Annotated in this window: 6 protein-coding genes, 3 tRNA genes, 3 rRNA genes and 1 pseudogene; 3 read left to right on the forward strand and 10 right to left on the reverse strand. The window is 60.8% G+C overall.

What is annotated here, in order from left to right; all coding sequences use genetic code 11:
• Positions 1–21: 21 nt before the first annotated feature.
• Positions 22–156, forward strand: coding sequence for a hypothetical protein (locus OKW35_RS48680; RefSeq protein ID WP_143037237.1), 135 nt, complete (start codon positions 22–24; stop codon positions 154–156).
• Between the two features lie 76 nt (positions 157–232).
• On the opposite strand, the gene dhaL is transcribed toward OKW35_RS48680, so the two are convergent.
• The 4 genes and pseudogenes from dhaL to OKW35_RS48700 form a co-directional block, all read right to left on the reverse strand.
• The gene (gene dhaL / locus OKW35_RS48685) at positions 233–1936 is read right to left on the reverse strand and encodes a dihydroxyacetone kinase subunit DhaL (protein WP_429555869.1); all 1704 of its coding nucleotides are present in this window, start codon (positions 1934–1936) and stop codon (positions 233–235) included.
• Between the two features lie 285 nt (positions 1937–2221).
• Positions 2222–2298 (reverse strand) — tRNA-Val (locus OKW35_RS48690).
• A 78-nt stretch (positions 2299–2376) separates the two neighbouring features.
• Positions 2377–3788 (reverse strand): annotated as a pseudogene (locus tag OKW35_RS48695) (M81 family metallopeptidase).
• Positions 3785–5113 (reverse strand): Zn-dependent hydrolase, encoded by a 1329-nt coding sequence (locus OKW35_RS48700; RefSeq protein ID WP_429555870.1) that lies wholly within the window; start codon positions 5111–5113, stop codon positions 3785–3787. Before OKW35_RS48700 ends, OKW35_RS48695 begins: the two are co-directional and overlap by 4 nt.
• A 387-nt stretch (positions 5114–5500) precedes the next feature.
• Between OKW35_RS48700 and OKW35_RS48705 the strand changes: the two genes are divergently transcribed.
• Positions 5501–5962 (forward strand): hypothetical protein, encoded by a 462-nt coding sequence (locus OKW35_RS48705; protein WP_184062015.1) that lies wholly within the window; start codon positions 5501–5503, stop codon positions 5960–5962.
• Positions 5963–6295: 333 nt separating this feature from the next.
• Here the strand turns inward: OKW35_RS48705 and rrf are convergent.
• The 5 genes from rrf to OKW35_RS48730 form a co-directional block, all read right to left on the reverse strand.
• Positions 6296–6409 (reverse strand): 5S ribosomal RNA (gene rrf, locus OKW35_RS48710).
• Positions 6410–6636: 227 nt separating this feature from the next.
• A 23S ribosomal RNA gene (locus OKW35_RS48715) occupies positions 6637–9518 on the reverse strand.
• A 346-nt stretch (positions 9519–9864) separates the two neighbouring features.
• Positions 9865–9940 (reverse strand) — tRNA-Ala (locus OKW35_RS48720).
• Positions 9941–9993: 53 nt separating this feature from the next.
• Positions 9994–10070 (reverse strand) — tRNA-Ile (locus tag OKW35_RS48725).
• Between the two features lie 75 nt (positions 10071–10145).
• A 16S ribosomal RNA gene (locus tag OKW35_RS48730) occupies positions 10146–11678 on the reverse strand.
• Together the 16S, 23S and 5S rRNA genes with 2 tRNA genes alongside form the textbook arrangement of a ribosomal RNA operon.
• A 722-nt stretch (positions 11679–12400) precedes the next feature.
• Here OKW35_RS48730 and rpoD point away from each other — a divergent pair.
• Positions 12401–14395 carry an RNA polymerase sigma factor RpoD gene (rpoD, locus tag OKW35_RS48735; protein WP_184040465.1) on the forward strand — a complete coding sequence of 665 codons (1995 nt, stop codon included), beginning with the start codon at positions 12401–12403 and terminating at the stop codon, positions 14393–14395.
• Positions 14396–14724: 329 nt separating this feature from the next.
• Here the strand turns inward: rpoD and OKW35_RS48740 are convergent, their stop codons facing one another.
• Positions 14725–15828 (reverse strand): YjgN family protein, encoded by a 1104-nt coding sequence (locus tag OKW35_RS48740; RefSeq protein ID WP_429551238.1) that lies wholly within the window; start codon positions 15826–15828, stop codon positions 14725–14727.
• Between the last annotated feature and the right edge of the window lie 465 nt (positions 15829–16293).

Below are 16293 nucleotides of genomic sequence, written 5' to 3' on the forward strand. Positions count from 1 at the left end.
CGAGTCGTAGAAGAAGGAAGCATGAAACGTATTGCCGCATTCGCTGTCACGTGTTGGTCCGCTGCCGGGCTGCTGTACCTTGGACAGCACTCGGTGGCGCTGATCGCACTGAGCGGCGTCGTGGCGTTCGCGGGATTCGATCTGCTGCGGCCGTGACGGCGGCATAGTTTTTCCCTGCTGCGAAAGTGCGCTCGTCCCTTGCGTTCGCCGTATCGTTCGCGTGCGCCTGCGCCTAACCGGGAAGCGCGTCGCGAATCGCCGCGAGCCACAACGCGACCGCATGCGCACCCGGGTCCATATGACCGAGCGCGCGCTCGCCGACATAGCTCGAACGCCCGCGCCGCGGATGCATCGATACGGTACGAGACGTGCCGTCGCATGCCGCATCGACGGTGGCCTGCAATGCGGCATCCGTCGACGCTCCCTGAGCGAGTGCGTCGTGCAGCGCGTCGGCAGCGGGCCTCAGCGCATCGACCATCGTCCGATCGCCCGGCCGCGCGCCCCCCAGTTCCATCAACCCATCGACACCGGCGTTGAACGCCGTCGCCCATTGCCGTGCGGTGGTCCCGCCCGACTGTTCGAGCGCGGCCGCCGCACGCAGCAGCATCACCGCGTACAGCGGACCCGACGTGCCGCCCACCACGCGCCGCAGCGTCGCCGACATGCCGCGCAATACCGCGCCCGGGGTGGTTGCGCACGCGTAGGAATCGAGCTCGAGCTGCACCGCGCGTGCGCCGCGCGCGAGGCTGATGCCGAGGTCGCCGTCGCCGACGCGCTGGTCCATTTCGGTCAATGTCGGCTCGGCTGCCAGCAGGCACTCGCAGACCGCTTCGAGCGCGCGCCGCAGCGTCGCGTCACGCGCGAGCGTCGCGCCGCTCGCGCTTTGCGGCGCGGGTGGCGCCGCACGCACCGCGACCTGCGCGACGCGGCCGCTCAGCGCAGGCCATGCGCTCGTCTGTGAGGCGGCGTCGAGCAGGCTCAGCCGTTCGTCATCGATACGCAGCAGCGTCAGCGAGACGCCGGCCATTTCGAGCGCGCTCAGGAACGTGCCGGCCCACGCGCGCGCGACTTCGATGCCGCGCCCGGCAAGCTCGCGCAGCGCGGCACCAGCCACCACGTTGAGTTCGCTCGGCGGCGTGCCACCCAGATTGTTGACGAGCAGCGCGACGCGCTCGCCCGCCTGCAACGCGAGATCGTCGACGATCTTTGCAAGCAGCTTGCCGACGATCGCGTCGGCCGGCTCCAGCGCGCCGCGCGCCACGCCGGGTTCGCCATGAATGCCGAGGCCCCATTCGATTTCGCCATCGCCCAGCGCGAAGCCCGGCTTGCCCGCAGCCGGCACCGTGCACGGCGTCAGCGCGACGCCCATCGTGCCGAGCGACGCGGCCGCTTCCCGAGCGAGCCGCGCGACCTCGGCCAACGGCAAACCGCGCGCGGCCGCCGCGCCCGCGATCTTGTGAACCAACACTGTGCCCGCGAGTCCGCGACGGCCCGCGTGATCGCCGCTCGCGCTCAGCGCGACGTCGTCGGCGACGATCATCATCTCAACGAGGATGCCCTCGGCGCGCGCGATTTCGGCCGCGAGGCCGAAGTTGAAGCGGTCGCCCGTGTAGTTCTTGACGATCAGCAACGCGCCAGCGGGGCCGGCCACCGCGCGTATCGCGTCGAGCACGGCGTCGGTGGAGGGCGAGGTGAAGACCTCGCCGGCCACCGCCGCGCTCAGCATGCCGTGGCCCACATAGCCGCCGTACGCGGGCTCGTGGCCCGAGCCGCCGCCCGAGATCAGCGCGACCTCGCCGCGCGCGGCCATGGCCTGGGCATCGGCGCGCAAGACGATCGTGCCGCCTTGCAACAGCGAGAGTTGGGGATTGAGCGCGATGAGCCCGTCGAGCATCTCGGGGACCACGGTGGACACATCGTTGATGAGCTTCTTCATTGCGTCAGCTCCGTTGGATGCTGCCGGCATCGCATGATCGAAGATGCAATGGGAACGGCAGTCGGGTCGGCGGCGAAAGCGGAAGGTCTAACTGTACCGCGCATTGTCGAACGACGACGCAACGGCGAGAGCGCGCGCGTGAACGTGCACGAGCTTCGGGCCACGAGCGGACAACAACAACGAAGGGGACGTGATGCCGAACGGCGAAACTGAGGAAACGACTGGATCGATTTGACAGGACCGTAGACGAAAGCGGAACCGCTTTCGTCTACGTCACAGATGCGTTGGTAGGCTCGATTGGATTCGAACCAACGACCCCCACCATGTCAAGGTGGTGCTCTAACCAACTGAGCTACGAGCCTTTAGAGGCGCGAATTATAGAGACTCAATGCGGACTGCACAACCCCTTGCAGCGACTTATCGAAACGCATGCATGTTGATCAGTTCGTCGCGGTCCATTCGGTGTGAGGGTCCAATGGATAAACCGGCCGCTTCACGTGCTCGAAGCTGAACAGACCATAGTCCGAACTCGTGACGCCGCGGCTATCGCATTCGACGAGTGCCTCCGCGATCGGCACGAAAACCGGTCGGCAATACATGCGTGATTTGAGCAGCAGAAAACGCGCGCGGCGCGGATCGATGCCGACGCTCTCGAACACGCCGAGATCCCACGGCTCATGCGTTCGTTCGGTCACGACGAGTTTCACCGTGCCGGTGTCGAGCACTGCCGCGCGCCCCATGTACGCGCGCTGGCCGGTGTAGGTCGGGCCGCTGATCAAGTATTCGCCGTCGGTCAGCGCGCGCACGACGCCGGTCAGGGCAAGCGGCGAACCCGAGGGCAATGCATCGTTTGTGAGCTTGTTGCCGATCGCGAGCGTGACCGTGCTACCGACACCCGAGGCCGCCAGGGCCGCGACCGCCTGCGGATCGCACAACGGCCCGCTGACGATGCCTTCGAGGCCCTGCCTCAACGCTTCCTCGAGCAAATCCATCGTGTCGCACGTGCCGCCCGACATGCAGTTGTCGCCGTGATCGAGCATTAGCACCGGTTTATCGGCGGCGCGTGCCAGCGACGCCGCCCGCGCGACCGATTCGGCAAGCGGCGCGCTGCGATAGACGAAATCGTCGCGCTCGTCCCAGATCTGCCGCGCGATGCGCTCGGCGACCGCCTCCGCATCCGCGCGCTCGCCATTGCCCACGACGACGACGCTAATGCATGGCGCTTCGATATCGGCGAGCGAGAAGCCGGCCAGCACCGACACCGCGAGCATGCCGTCGGCCTCGGCGGCGCGCGCGGCATCGCCGGCTTCGCGTGGCCCTCGATCATGTCGAACAGCAAGCGCGCTGCATGTGCGCCAGTCTCGTACATGTCGACGTGCGGATAGGTCTTGAAGCTGACGATGACGTCGGCGTTGTCGATCATTTTTTGCGTGACGTTGCCATGCAGATCGAGCGCGACCGCGATCGGCGCGTGCGGCAGCGACGCACGCACGCGCCCGAGCAGATCGCCTTCACCGTCGGTCGAGTTCTCGGCGACCATCGCGCCGTGCAGATCGAGCATCACCGCGTCGCAGCCCGTCGCGGCTGCCACGATCGCGTCGCAGATCGTATCGTAGGCGGCGGCGTCGACCGGCCCGCTCGGATTCGCCATGGCGGAGATCGGCGTCACGATTTCGGCATGCACGCGCTCGGCGGCGTCGATGAACGCGGCCATCGCGGTTTGCATGCCCTTGTTTTCGTCGAACGCGGCGCGGCCGTAGCTCGGACCGTTGCGGCCGAATGCGACCAGCGGGGTCTCTACTGGCGAGAACGTGTTGGTCTCGTGGTTCATTCGTGCGATCAGGACCTTCATGCGCGCATGCTCCCGGTTCTCGACGCCGCGCTCGGCATCACCTGCAGCAGCATATTGCAGCCGGCTTCCAGATGATCGGCGCGCGCGTCCTCGATTTCGTTGTGGCTAATGCCGTCCTTGCAGGGAACGAAGATCATCGCGCTGGGTGCGCCGCGCGCGAGATAGGCGGCGTCGTGGCCCGCGCCGCTGATCACGTCCATCGACGACACACCGAGCCGCTCCGCGCTCTGCCTGACCTCGGCGATCCATTGCGCGGCGAATCGCTGCGGCGGGAAATAGACGACCTGCTCGATGTCGATAGTGATGGGGGCGTCCAAGCTGCTGCTCGCGCGGGTGGCGGCGGCGTTGATGGCGGCGTTGCCCCCATTGCTGCCCGCCTGCGCGCACGCTGCGCGCCATGCGAGGTCCATCGCAGTGAGCGATGCGTCATCGGCTGCGCGCAGGTCGACGCTGAATTTCACGCGGCCCGCAATGACGTTGTGCGAGTTTGAATGCACGTCGAGCCAGCCGACCGTGCTATGCCCATGCGGCGCGTGATCGAGTGCGATACGGTTCACCGCATGGATCGGATCCGCGGCGACGAGCAGCGCGTCGCGGCGCAGCGCCATCGGCCCCGCGTGCGCTTCCATGCCGTGCACGGTCAGGTCGTACCAGCGCTGCCCGAGCGCGCCCTGCACGACGCCGATGACCTTGTCGTGCGCTTCGAGCACGGACCCCTGTTCGATATGCACCTCGAAATATGCGCCGACAGCGTGCGACTTGCGATGCTCGCCGGCATAGCCGATCGCCGCTAGCGCGTGGCGCACCGCTACGCCGTCGCGATCGCGTTGCGCTAGCGCGTGCTCGAGCGTGAATGCGCCGGCGAACACGCCGGAGCCCATCATCACCGACAAGAATCGCGAGCCCTCCTCGTTGGTCCACATGGCAACCTCGAGCGGCGCGATGGTCTGCACGTTGGCCTCGGCCAGCGGGCGCAGCACCTCCAGCCCTGCCAGCACACCATAATTGCCGTCGAATTTGCCGCCGGTCGGCTGCGTGTCGAGATGGCTGCCCGTCATTATGGGCGGCAGATCGTCACGCAGCCCCGTCCGCCGCGCGAAAATATTGCCGATCGCGTCGACCGGCACCGTGCGGCCGATCTCCTTCGTCCACGCGATGAACTGATCGCGTGCCTCACGGTCGAGTTCGGTCAGTGCTGGACGGCAGACACCGCGTTTGTCGGTCGCGCCGATCCGCGCGAGCTGCATGAGACAGTCCCACAGCCGCGCGCCGTCGATCCGCAAATCGGCGGGCGTCGAGACAACGTTGGATGAATGAGTCTGCATCGATGCATCTCGGGTCGAAGACAGCTGGATGGCGCTTGCCGGCGGGACTTGCTCCGTTCCGGCTTGCTGGCCGAGGTTGTTCCAATCGTCATGATAGAGGGGTTTCGCCGAGGTAGATGGCCGGACGCGCGCGAGGTGGCAATGCGGCGCGACGCCTTTCCGTGGGCAAGCATAGGCCGCTGGATTCGTGGGGAGTGAACGGCGCATCGCGGGCGATGTAGGTGCCAATTCGCTCGACGACGGACGCCGCGACGTGCCGGCAATCTGCGCGCAAGTGGCCGCCAGTAAACGTTTTCGTCGAAGGAAGCGGCTAAAACGCAATGAAGGCTCAACCTTTTGCGAAGCGCGCCGTTATTGCATGTGCTCAAGCAAACCCCTCGGATTTCCATGGCACAACCAATTCCTTTCCGCAACACTGGCGCCGCCCGCGCGCGGCATGCCAAAGCCATGCTGTTGCCCATCGCGCGCCAGATCGCCGACGATCTCGCGTTGCGAGTTCATCTGTCGCTCGACGCACTGCGCCGCGGCCTCGGTACGAAGAGCGATGCGCAGACGGTCACGCAGATCATGCTGTTGACCAGCTACCTCGCTGATGCCGGCTTTGGCTCGATGAGCCACGAAGAGCTCCACGCCGCGGACCGCGCCTCGGCGATGATGTTCGACGCAGGTCGGGAACGCAACGAATGGAAACTTGACGAAGCGGGATTCGCGCTCTTTGCATCCATCGCAACGAGCTACGATCGGCAGCTGCATCGCGCTCCGCTTTGGGCGATTACGGAGGCCAGCGAAAGACTCGACCGCTTTATCGCAGGGGGATCCGATCGAGCGCCGGCGCGTAAGCGGGCTTAGCGTGTTTGGAGGAGGTGCTGACCGGCCGAGCCAGAAGGACACGGATTTTGGACGACCGCGTCGGAAGTCGCCGGGTTACGCGGATGCGTTGCGGATCGGAAAGTAGTGAAGCGCGCAGTATCCGTCAGCATAACCCGTCAGAAGTTGGAATTTAGTACGAGACCAACAACGCTGCAAGAGATCAGGACGAGGTGAGCGAGATCCGCTGCGGCAGTGCGACGGCTCGCTGGATGTCAGAACGCGTAACCTTGCGCTGACGGATACAGCGCGCAAAGTTGGCCGCGTAAACGCAAAAACCCCACCGCGGCGGGTGGGGTTTCTGACTGGGGGGGAGCCTGACGATTACCTACTTTCACACGGGCAATCCGCACTATCATCGGCGTGGAGTCGTTTCACGGTCCTGTTCGGGATGGGAAGGGGTGGGGCCGACTCGCTATGGTCATCAGGCATGACGGGTTGCTGCGTCGCAGGGCTGGAGTCAACCGGTTGCGCCACAGCCAATCGGGAAGAAGCGTAAAGGATTCGAGTGTGGGGGGTTGTGTTGTTTCTGGCACAACACTGAATCCCAACCGTGCGTTTCTGTTGGCTCCCGCGGGAGTTCACACCAATCCCCTTCGGGGATCGGACCCGCGTAAGTGCTGAAGCACTACCGCGGGTCGAGACACACCTGTTATAGGATCAAGCCTTACGGGCAATTAGTATCAGTTAGCTCAGTACATTACTGTACGTGCACACCTGACCTATCAACGTCCTGGTCTTGAACGACCCTTCAAGGGGCTCGAAGCCCCGGGGATATCTCATCTTAAGGCGAGTTTCCCGCTTAGATGCTTTCAGCGGTTATCTCTTCCGAACATAGCTACCCGGCGATGCCACTGGCGTGACAACCGGTACACCAGAGGTTCGTCCACTCCGGTCCTCTCGTACTAGGAGCAGCCCCCTTCAAATATCCAGCGCCCACGGCAGATAGGGACCAAACTGTCTCACGACGTTTTAAACCCAGCTCACGTACCTCTTTAAATGGCGAACAGCCATACCCTTGGGACCGGCTACAGCCCCAGGATGAGATGAGCCGACATCGAGGTGCCAAACACCGCCGTCGATATGAACTCTTGGGCGGTATCAGCCTGTTATCCCCAGAGTACCTTTTATCCGTTGAGCGATGGCCCTTCCATACAGAACCACCGGATCACTATGACCTGCTTTCGCACCTGTTCGACTTGTCAGTCTCACAGTCAAGCACGCTTATGCCATTGCACTATCAGCACGATTTCCGACCGTACCTAGCGTACCTTCGTACTCCTCCGTTACACTTTGGGAGGAGACCGCCCCAGTCAAACTGCCTACCATGCACTGTCCCCGACCCGGATCACGGGCCAAGGTTAGAACCTCAAACAGATCAGGGTGGTATTTCAAGGACGGCTCCATTGAGACTGGCGTCCCAACTTCATAGCCTCCCACCTATCCTACACAGACCGGTTCAAAGTCCAATGCAAAGCTGCAGTAAAGGTTCATGGGGTCTTTCCGTCTAGCCGCGGGGAGATTGCATCATCACAAACACTTCAACTTCGCTGAGTCTCGGGAGGAGACAGTGTGGCCATCGTTACGCCATTCGTGCAGGTCGGAACTTACCCGACAAGGAATTTCGCTACCTTAGGACCGTTATAGTTACGGCCGCCGTTTACCGGGACTTCAATCAGGAGCTTGCACCCCATCATTTAATCTTCCGGCACCGGGCAGGCGTCACACCCTATACGTCCACTTTCGTGTTTGCAGAGTGCTGTGTTTTTATTAAACAGTCGCAGCCACCAGTTTATTGCAACCCTTTCACCCTTCTGGCGCAGGCCAGTCAGGCTATGAGGGCGTACCTTATCCCGAAGTTACGGTACCAATTTGCCGAGTTCCTTCTCCCGAGTTCTCTCAAGCGCCTTAGAATACTCATCTCGCCCACCTGTGTCGGTTTGCGGTACGGTCACTGTGAAACTGAAGCTTAGAGGCTTTTCCTGGAACCCCTTCCAGTTGCTTCGCCACCGAAGTGGCTCGCCTCGCACCCTTGAATTCTGCGCCCGGATTTGCCAAAGCGCCTTCTCCAATGCAAGGACCGGGACTTCCAACACCCGGACAACCTTCCGCGATCCGTCCCCCCATCGCATTTCACAATGGTGCAGAAATATTAATCTGCTTCCCATCAGCTACGCATTTCTGCCTCGCCTTAGGGGCCGACTCACCCTACGCCGATGAACGTTGCGTAGGAAACCTTGGGCTTACGGCGAGGGGGCCTTTCACCCCCTTTATCGCTACTCATGTCAGCATTCGCACTTCCGATACCTCCAGCACACTTTCCAGTGCACCTTCGCAGGCTTACGGAACGCTCTCCTACCATGCACATTACTGTGCATCCGCAGCTTCGGTATATGGCTTAGCCCCGTTACATCTTCCGCGCAGGACGACTCGATCAGTGAGCTATTACGCTTTCTTTAAAGGGTGGCTGCTTCTAAGCCAACCTCCTGACTGTTTTAGCCTTCCCACTTCGTTTCCCACTTAGCCATATTTGGGGACCTTAGCTGGCGGTCTGGGTTGTTTCCCTCTTGACACCGGACGTTAGCACCCGATGTCTGTCTCCCGTGATTGCACTCTTCGGTATTCGGAGTTTGCTATGGCGTAGTAATCCGCAATGGACCCCACAACCATGACAGTGCTCTACCCCCGAAGGTGAGACACGAGGCACTACCTAAATAGTTTTCGGAGAGAACCAGCTATTTCCAGGTTTGTTTAGCCTTTCACCCCTATCCACAGCTCATCCCCTAACTTTTCAACGTTAGTGGGTTCGGTCCTCCAGCACGTGTTACCGTGCCTTCAACCTGGCCATGGATAGATCACCTGGTTTCGGGTCTACACCCAGCGACTGGACGCCCTGTTCGGACTCGCTTTCGCTACGCCTGCCCTAATCGGTTAAGCTCGCCACTGAATGTAAGTCGCTGACCCATTATACAAAAGGTACGCCGTCACCCCTTCGCAGAGGCTCCGACTGTTTGTATGCATGCGGTTTCAGGATCTGTTTCACTCCCCTCCCGGGGTTCTTTTCGCCTTTCCCTCACGGTACTGGTTCACTATCGGTCGATCACGAGTATTTAGCCTTGGAGGATGGTCCCCCCATCTTCAGACAGGATTTCACGTGTCCCGCCCTACTTCTCGTACACCCAGTTCTTCCATGCTGTTTTCGTCTACAGGGCTATCACCTGCTATGGCCGCACTTTCCAGAGCGTTCGACTAACAATACAGATAACGTGTACCGGCTGATCCCATTTCGCTCGCCACTACTCTGGGAATCTCGGTTGATTTCTTTTCCTGCGGTTACTTAGATGTTTCAGTTCACCGCGTTCGCCTCACGCAGCCTATGGATTCAGCTACGGATACTCCATTAGGAGTGGGTTTCCCCATTCGGACATCTCCGGATCAATGCTCGTTTGCCAGCTCCCCGGAGCTTTTCGCAGGCTACCGCGTCCTTCATCGCCTGTGATCGCCAAGGCATCCACCACATGCACTTGTTCGCTTGACCCTATAACGGGTGTGTCTCTGTGTCGACCCACGTTAGCGCTTTAGCGCTTACGTGGGCCCCATCCCCGGAGGGGATAGACGCACTCGCTACAGGTTGAGTATTCGTGTTGCGCCGTATTCCAAAGCAATCTTTCGATCACCTTTAAAATACATCGATACAATCACAACCCTGATTCACCTACTCACACACCCATCTCCAGGTATGCTTTCGTGAATCTCTTTACTACTTCTTCCTGATTGTTAAAGAACGGCAGCCGGTATGAAGCCTGTGCCTCATACCGCTCTGACTGGCTCAATCGCCAATGCGCAACGCTCTGCCTTCATGCAGAACCCTGCGCATTGAGGATTGGTGGAGGATGACGGGATCGAACCGACGACCCCCTGCTTGCAAAGCAGGTGCTCTCCCAGCTGAGCTAATCCCCCAGTCCCACAGATAGTCCAGCGGCCCCAGCCCTTCAGCTCACCAGACAAGACACTGGTGGGTCTGGATGGATTCGAACCATCGACCCCCGCCTTATCAAGACGGTGCTCTAACCGGCTGAGCTACAGACCCCTGAGCCTGCCTGCGTTGCTTCTAACCACAGCCGATAAGCGTGAGCACTTGAGTGCAATGAATGCACAGCTCTGGAAAGGAGGTGATCCAGCCGCACCTTCCGATACGGCTACCTTGTTACGACTTCACCCCAGTCATGAATCCTACCGTGGTGACCGTCCTCCTTGCGGTTAGACTAGCCACTTCTGGTAAAACCCACTCCCATGGTGTGACGGGCGGTGTGTACAAGACCCGGGAACGTATTCACCGCGGCATGCTGATCCGCGATTACTAGCGATTCCAGCTTCACGCACCCGAGTTGCAGAGTGCGATCCGGACTACGATCGGTTTTCTGGGATTGGCTCCACCTCGCGGCTTGGCAACCCTCTGTTCCGACCATTGTATGACGTGTGAAGCCCTACCCATAAGGGCCATGAGGACTTGACGTCATCCCCACCTTCCTCCGGTTTGTCACCGGCAGTCTCCCTGGAGTGCTCTTGCGTAGCAACTAGGGACAAGGGTTGCGCTCGTTGCGGGACTTAACCCAACATCTCACGACACGAGCTGACGACAGCCATGCAGCACCTGTGTTATGGCTCCCTTTCGGGCACTCCCGCCTCTCGGCAGGATTCCATACATGTCAAGGGTAGGTAAGGTTTTTCGCGTTGCATCGAATTAATCCACATCATCCACCGCTTGTGCGGGTCCCCGTCAATTCCTTTGAGTTTTAATCTTGCGACCGTACTCCCCAGGCGGTCAACTTCACGCGTTAGCTACGTTACCAAGCCAATGAAGGCCCGACAACCAGTTGACATCGTTTAGGGCGTGGACTACCAGGGTATCTAATCCTGTTTGCTCCCCACGCTTTCGTGCATGAGCGTCAGTATTGGCCCAGGGGGCTGCCTTCGCCATCGGTGTTCCTCCACATCTCTACGCATTTCACTGCTACACGTGGAATTCCACCCCCCTCTGCCATACTCCAGCGCTGCAGTCACCAATGCAGTTCCCAGGTTAAGCCCGGGGATTTCACATCGGTCTTACAGCACCGCCTGCGCACGCTTTACGCCCAGTAATTCCGATTAACGCTCGCACCCTACGTATTACCGCGGCTGCTGGCACGTAGTTAGCCGGTGCTTATTCTTCCGGTACCGTCATCCCTCACGGATATTAGCCACGAGGTTTTCTTTCCGGACAAAAGTGCTTTACAACCCGAAGGCCTTCTTCACACACGCGGCATTGCTGGATCAGGCTTGCGCCCATTGTCCAAAATTCCCCACTGCTGCCTCCCGTAGGAGTCTGGGCCGTGTCTCAGTCCCAGTGTGGCTGGTCGTCCTCTCAGACCAGCTACAGATCGTCGGCTTGGTAGGCCTTTACCCCACCAACTACCTAATCTGCCATCGGCCGCCCCTGCAGCGCGAGGTCCCGAAAGATCCCCCGCTTTCCTCTCCCGAGCGTATGCGGTATTAATCCGGCTTTCGCCGGGCTATCCCCCACTCCAGGACACGTTCCGATGTATTACTCACCCGTTCGCCACTCGCCACCAGACCGAAGTCCGTGCTGCCGTTCGACTTGCATGTGTAAGGCATGCCGCCAGCGTTCAATCTGAGCCAGGATCAAACTCTTCAGTTCAAACCTGTTACTGTGTTCGGGCTCTCTCGAACCCGGTCGCTCACTCAACGTACTGACGATGATTGATCCGTCTTTCGACAGACAAACCTTCCTCCAATACTGTGTGAGGCTTCTGATACTTCTGCCTGACAGCAGACTCCGGAGAATCCCGCCGCCGCATCCCGCATCAAGCGCCCACACTTATCGACTGTTAGTTTTTAAAGATCGGTCCGCCAAACCCGCCGCGCCTGAACCACCACTACCCGGCACTGCTTCGTTTGCGTCGCTGCGTCTGCAGCAGAGAAGCGAGATTATGGAGAGCGGTCAACAACACGTCAATACCCTTCTGCGAATTTCTTTTGGGGACAGCATGCGAGGATACGACTCCATATACAGGAAAACGACATCGAGCCCCCTTGCGCAAGGAGCAACTCGCCCCTATCTAGGTTAGGCCGCGCGCATGGCCACGGACTATGCACCTGCGTAGCCTCACGCAATGCCTGCGACAACAGCGACGATGATTTGATGTGCACCCATGAGCGCGAACCCCCAAGCTCGTATATAATGCGAGCCGCGCAAAATTTCGCATGTCCATCGGCCCGCTTCGAGCGGGCTCATCTTTTTTGCTCCCCAGAGCACAGCCCAACAACCGCGTTGAGTCACATCAGGTGATGCTGAGCCCTGCTCGAAACGCCTGACGGTAGCGTCTTGCGTCTCATAGCGAAGCCTCTAGAGGAAATTACGTGAACCCTTTCGATCGCGAAGATTCGCAACACGACACCGCCTTCACTGCCAAAGTTCCGTCCGGCCGTTCGGCCAAAGGCAAGGGCGCCGGCAAAGCGATTCCCGTGGCAGCCGAGCTGCTGCCGCAACAAGCCGAAGAACGCCAGCGCCTGATGCGCGCACTGATCCAGCTGGGTAAAGAGCAAGGCTACCTGACCCATGCGCAGATCAACGACCACCTGCCCGACAACTTCACCGCAACCGCCGCGATCGACAGCATCGTCAGCGCGTTCAGCGACATGGGCGTGCAGGTCTACGAGCAGGCCCCGGACGCGGAAACGCTGCTGCTCAACTCGAATTCCCCCGCCGTGGTGTCGGACGACCAGGCGGACGAGGAAACCGAAGTCGCGCTGTCGACCGTCGACTCCGAGTTCGGCCGCACCACCGACCCCGTGCGTATGTACATGCGCGAAATGGGCGCGACCGAGCTGCTCACCCGCGCAGGCGAAATCGCGATTGCGAAGCGCATCGAAGACGGCCTGCACGAAATGGTGCAAGCGATCGCCGCGTGCCCGCTCGCGATCTCCGCGATCCTCGCGAGCGCGCAGCAGGTTGTCGACGGCGAGCTGCGCATCGACGAACTCGTCGACGGCCTGAATGAAGAGACGGCCGCCGCGGAAGAAGTCGCGAGCGCCGACACGGATGCCGATGAAGACAGCGACGCCGACGAAGACAGCGAAGACGAAGAAGACGACGACGTCGGTCCGGAAGATTCGTCGGCGGCGGACGAAGCTCGCCTGAAGCAGCTCACGAGCGACTGCCTCGAAATCTTCGCCCAGGTCGGCATTCTGTACGACCAGATGAACGCGTCGCACGCGCGCGGCGACGTCACGTCGAAGGCCTATCTGCGCGCACGCGAAGACATTCAGCAGCACCTCGCGAAGATCCGCTTCACCGCACGCACGATCGACCGTCTGTGCGGCGACGTGCAGCGCCAGGTCGCGCAAGTGCGCGCGATCGAGCGCAACATTTTGCAGATCGTCGTCTCGAAGGCCGGCATGCCGCGCGAGAAGTTCATCGAAACGTTCGCGGGTAGCGAGGCCGACCTCGGCTGGACCGAGCGTGCCGCGCGCACCGGCGCGTCGACCTATGGTGCGGCGCTCGAGCGTCACCTGCCGGCCATCCAGTCCGAACAGCAGAAGCTCATCGACATCGAAGCGACGGTATCGCTGCCGCTCAAGCATCTGAAAGAAATCAACCGCCAGATGGTCGCGGCCGAATCGAAGATGCGCAAGGCCAAGAGCGAGATGATCGAGGCGAACCTGCGTCTCGTGATCTCGATCGCGAAGAAGTACGTGAACCGCGGCATGCTGTTCCTCGACCTGATCCAGGAAGGCAACATCGGTCTGATGAAGGCCGTGGACAAGTTCGAATACCGTCGTGGCTGGAAGTTTTCGACGTACGCGACGTGGTGGGTCCGTCAGGCCGTCACTCGTTCGCTCGCCGATCAGGCGCGCACGATCCGCGTGCCGGTGCACATGATCGAAACGATCAACAAGCTGAACCGCATTTCGCGCGAGATCCTGCAGCAGACCGGCCAGGAAGCGCATCCTGCGGTGCTCGCGGAACGCATGGAACTATCGGAAGAGAAGGTGCGCGGCATTCTGAAGATCGCGAAGCAACCCGTATCGCTCGAAACGCCGGTCGGCGACGACGGCGATGCGACGCTGGGCGACATGATCGAAGACGCTGGCGTATCGTCGCCGGCGGATGCCGCGATGCAGGCCGACCTGCGTGCCGCGATCGACGACGCGCTCGACTCGCTGTCCCCGCGCGAAGCGAAGGTGCTGCGCATGCGCTACGGCATCAACACGAAGTCGGATCACACGCTTGAAGAAGTGGGCAAGCAGTTCGACGTGACCCGCGAGCGGATCCGTCAGATCGAGAGCAAGGCGATGCGCAAGCTCATGCATCCGAGCCGCGCGGACCGTCTGAAGTCGTTCCTCGACCGATAAGCGTTTGCCACGCTTGCAGTGCGCGCTGCACGGCAAGCCGCCCACATCGTCATTCACAAGCAGCGGGATGAACCGGTCGACGGTGAGTCCCGCTGTTTGCTTTTGTGCTGTACCTTTCCACAATTCTTCAGGTGCGAATTCTCCGCTTCGCTTCCCCCTGTTGTCCACAGATTTTGGGAACAAGCTTGTGGACAACCTGCGCATGACTGCGCTAACTCATTGAGCGTACTGCGTTTCGCGCTCGCGCCTGAGATGAGTCGCGTGTCCCATTACTTGCCGCACATCGTGCGCCCCCCGCCCATTGCCGCGCTCTCAACGCGAGTCCAATCTCAGAAGGCGCCACCATGATCGAGCAGATTCAGCATGCCCTCGCCAGTCAGCGGCGCCGCCACGGTGCTTTGCCCCAGCATATGCGGATCGAGGTAGCCGGAAACCTGCAGCGTGTCGACGGCAAACCGCATCAGCCGATGCAGCACGATTGGCGCCCCAAGGCCGAGCGTAAACACGATGATCGCAAGGTTGCCGCACTGCAAACTGAGCAGACGCGCCACGCTGACGTTACTGCCGAAATGCAATTGCGAGCCGAGCGACGTATTGCCCATCACGTGGCGCGTCAGCGCGGCGACATAGAAGCCGCGGATCAGCATCGTGCCGATGGAGAACAGCGCATAAAACAAAAACAGCGATCCGAGCGCGGCCCGCGACGGCGCCGTACTCGCCCCCGGCACCTGGCCGACATGCATCGATGCGAGAGCGCCCTTCAGAAACACCATGAACAGCACCGCGAACAACACGACCACGCCGACGAACGTAACGAGGAACAGACCGTAGACGACCCACGCGCGCCCATTGAAGCGAAACGCCAGGCTACCGAAGCTGCTCGCGTTGATGCGGCACTCCATTAGACGCATTGATGTCCACGGCGTCATCTGGCCAAGCGTGACAACGCACAACAGCGCGTACAGCAACGCGCGCACGCCGAAGCCGAGCGCCGAGCCGGTCATGCCGCCGCGAATACCGCACCACTGCGTCCGGCTCAGCCGATAGCGCTGCGCGCCGAAAAAGGCACCCGCCGCGAGCACGACGATCAGCAGATACAACGCGATGACAGGCAGCCAACCGAGTGCCGCGCTTTTCGTCAGCATGCGCAAGACCACGCTTAGCGCGCCAGCCGCGACCACCGCGCTGAACACGACCACGATCGCGAACAGAAAGCCCTTGAATAGCTCGCCCCCGGTGCCCGTGTACTCGAAGCGCTCGTCCTGAAACCGCATGCGCGACCAGACATATCGGCGGTTGTTCGTGGTCGCCCAGAAGCGGTAAATACCGAGCGTCACGATTTGCAGCACAAGGTTTCTGAAAAAGATGCCGTAGAGGTCGCCAAGCGTGCCGTCGTAGATCAGCAGCGGCCGCTTCTCGTCGAGTGAATTCATTGCGTTGCCCCCTTTTCCTCATTTAACGTTTTTGTGGCCCACTCACGCATTCTCGTGCGGCACTCATATGCGGCATGCATGGGCGAACGCGACGGGCGACGATGCTTTCCCGTGCGAAGGCCGACCCGTGTGGCGCGAACCCGTGTAAAACCTGTCTTTCAGACATTCCGGGAATCACGCAAAACGGAAGCCGGCCGGCAAGCACGATAATTACATGGTTTCTTATCTTTATAAATGGCATTTCCGCATATAAATCGACAACTTCCATTACAAGATTTGGCAACGCCCGAATTTATTCGAATTGCATAATCTTGAAATTAAGGCGTGCAATAACGATTTCATTGGGGGCAATCATTTGAGGGGCCACTCGCGCGTATGCGCCGTTCGACGTGGCAATCCCGGGCGGCCTCATCTGCGGCTTGCCACGGTCGCTCTCATAGAAGGCACGCGCGGACGAAAACGATT

The sequence above is a fragment of the Paraburkholderia sp. MM5477-R1 genome, from assembly GCF_050436385.1.
Lineage (GTDB): Bacteria > Pseudomonadota > Gammaproteobacteria > Burkholderiales > Burkholderiaceae > Paraburkholderia > Paraburkholderia tuberum.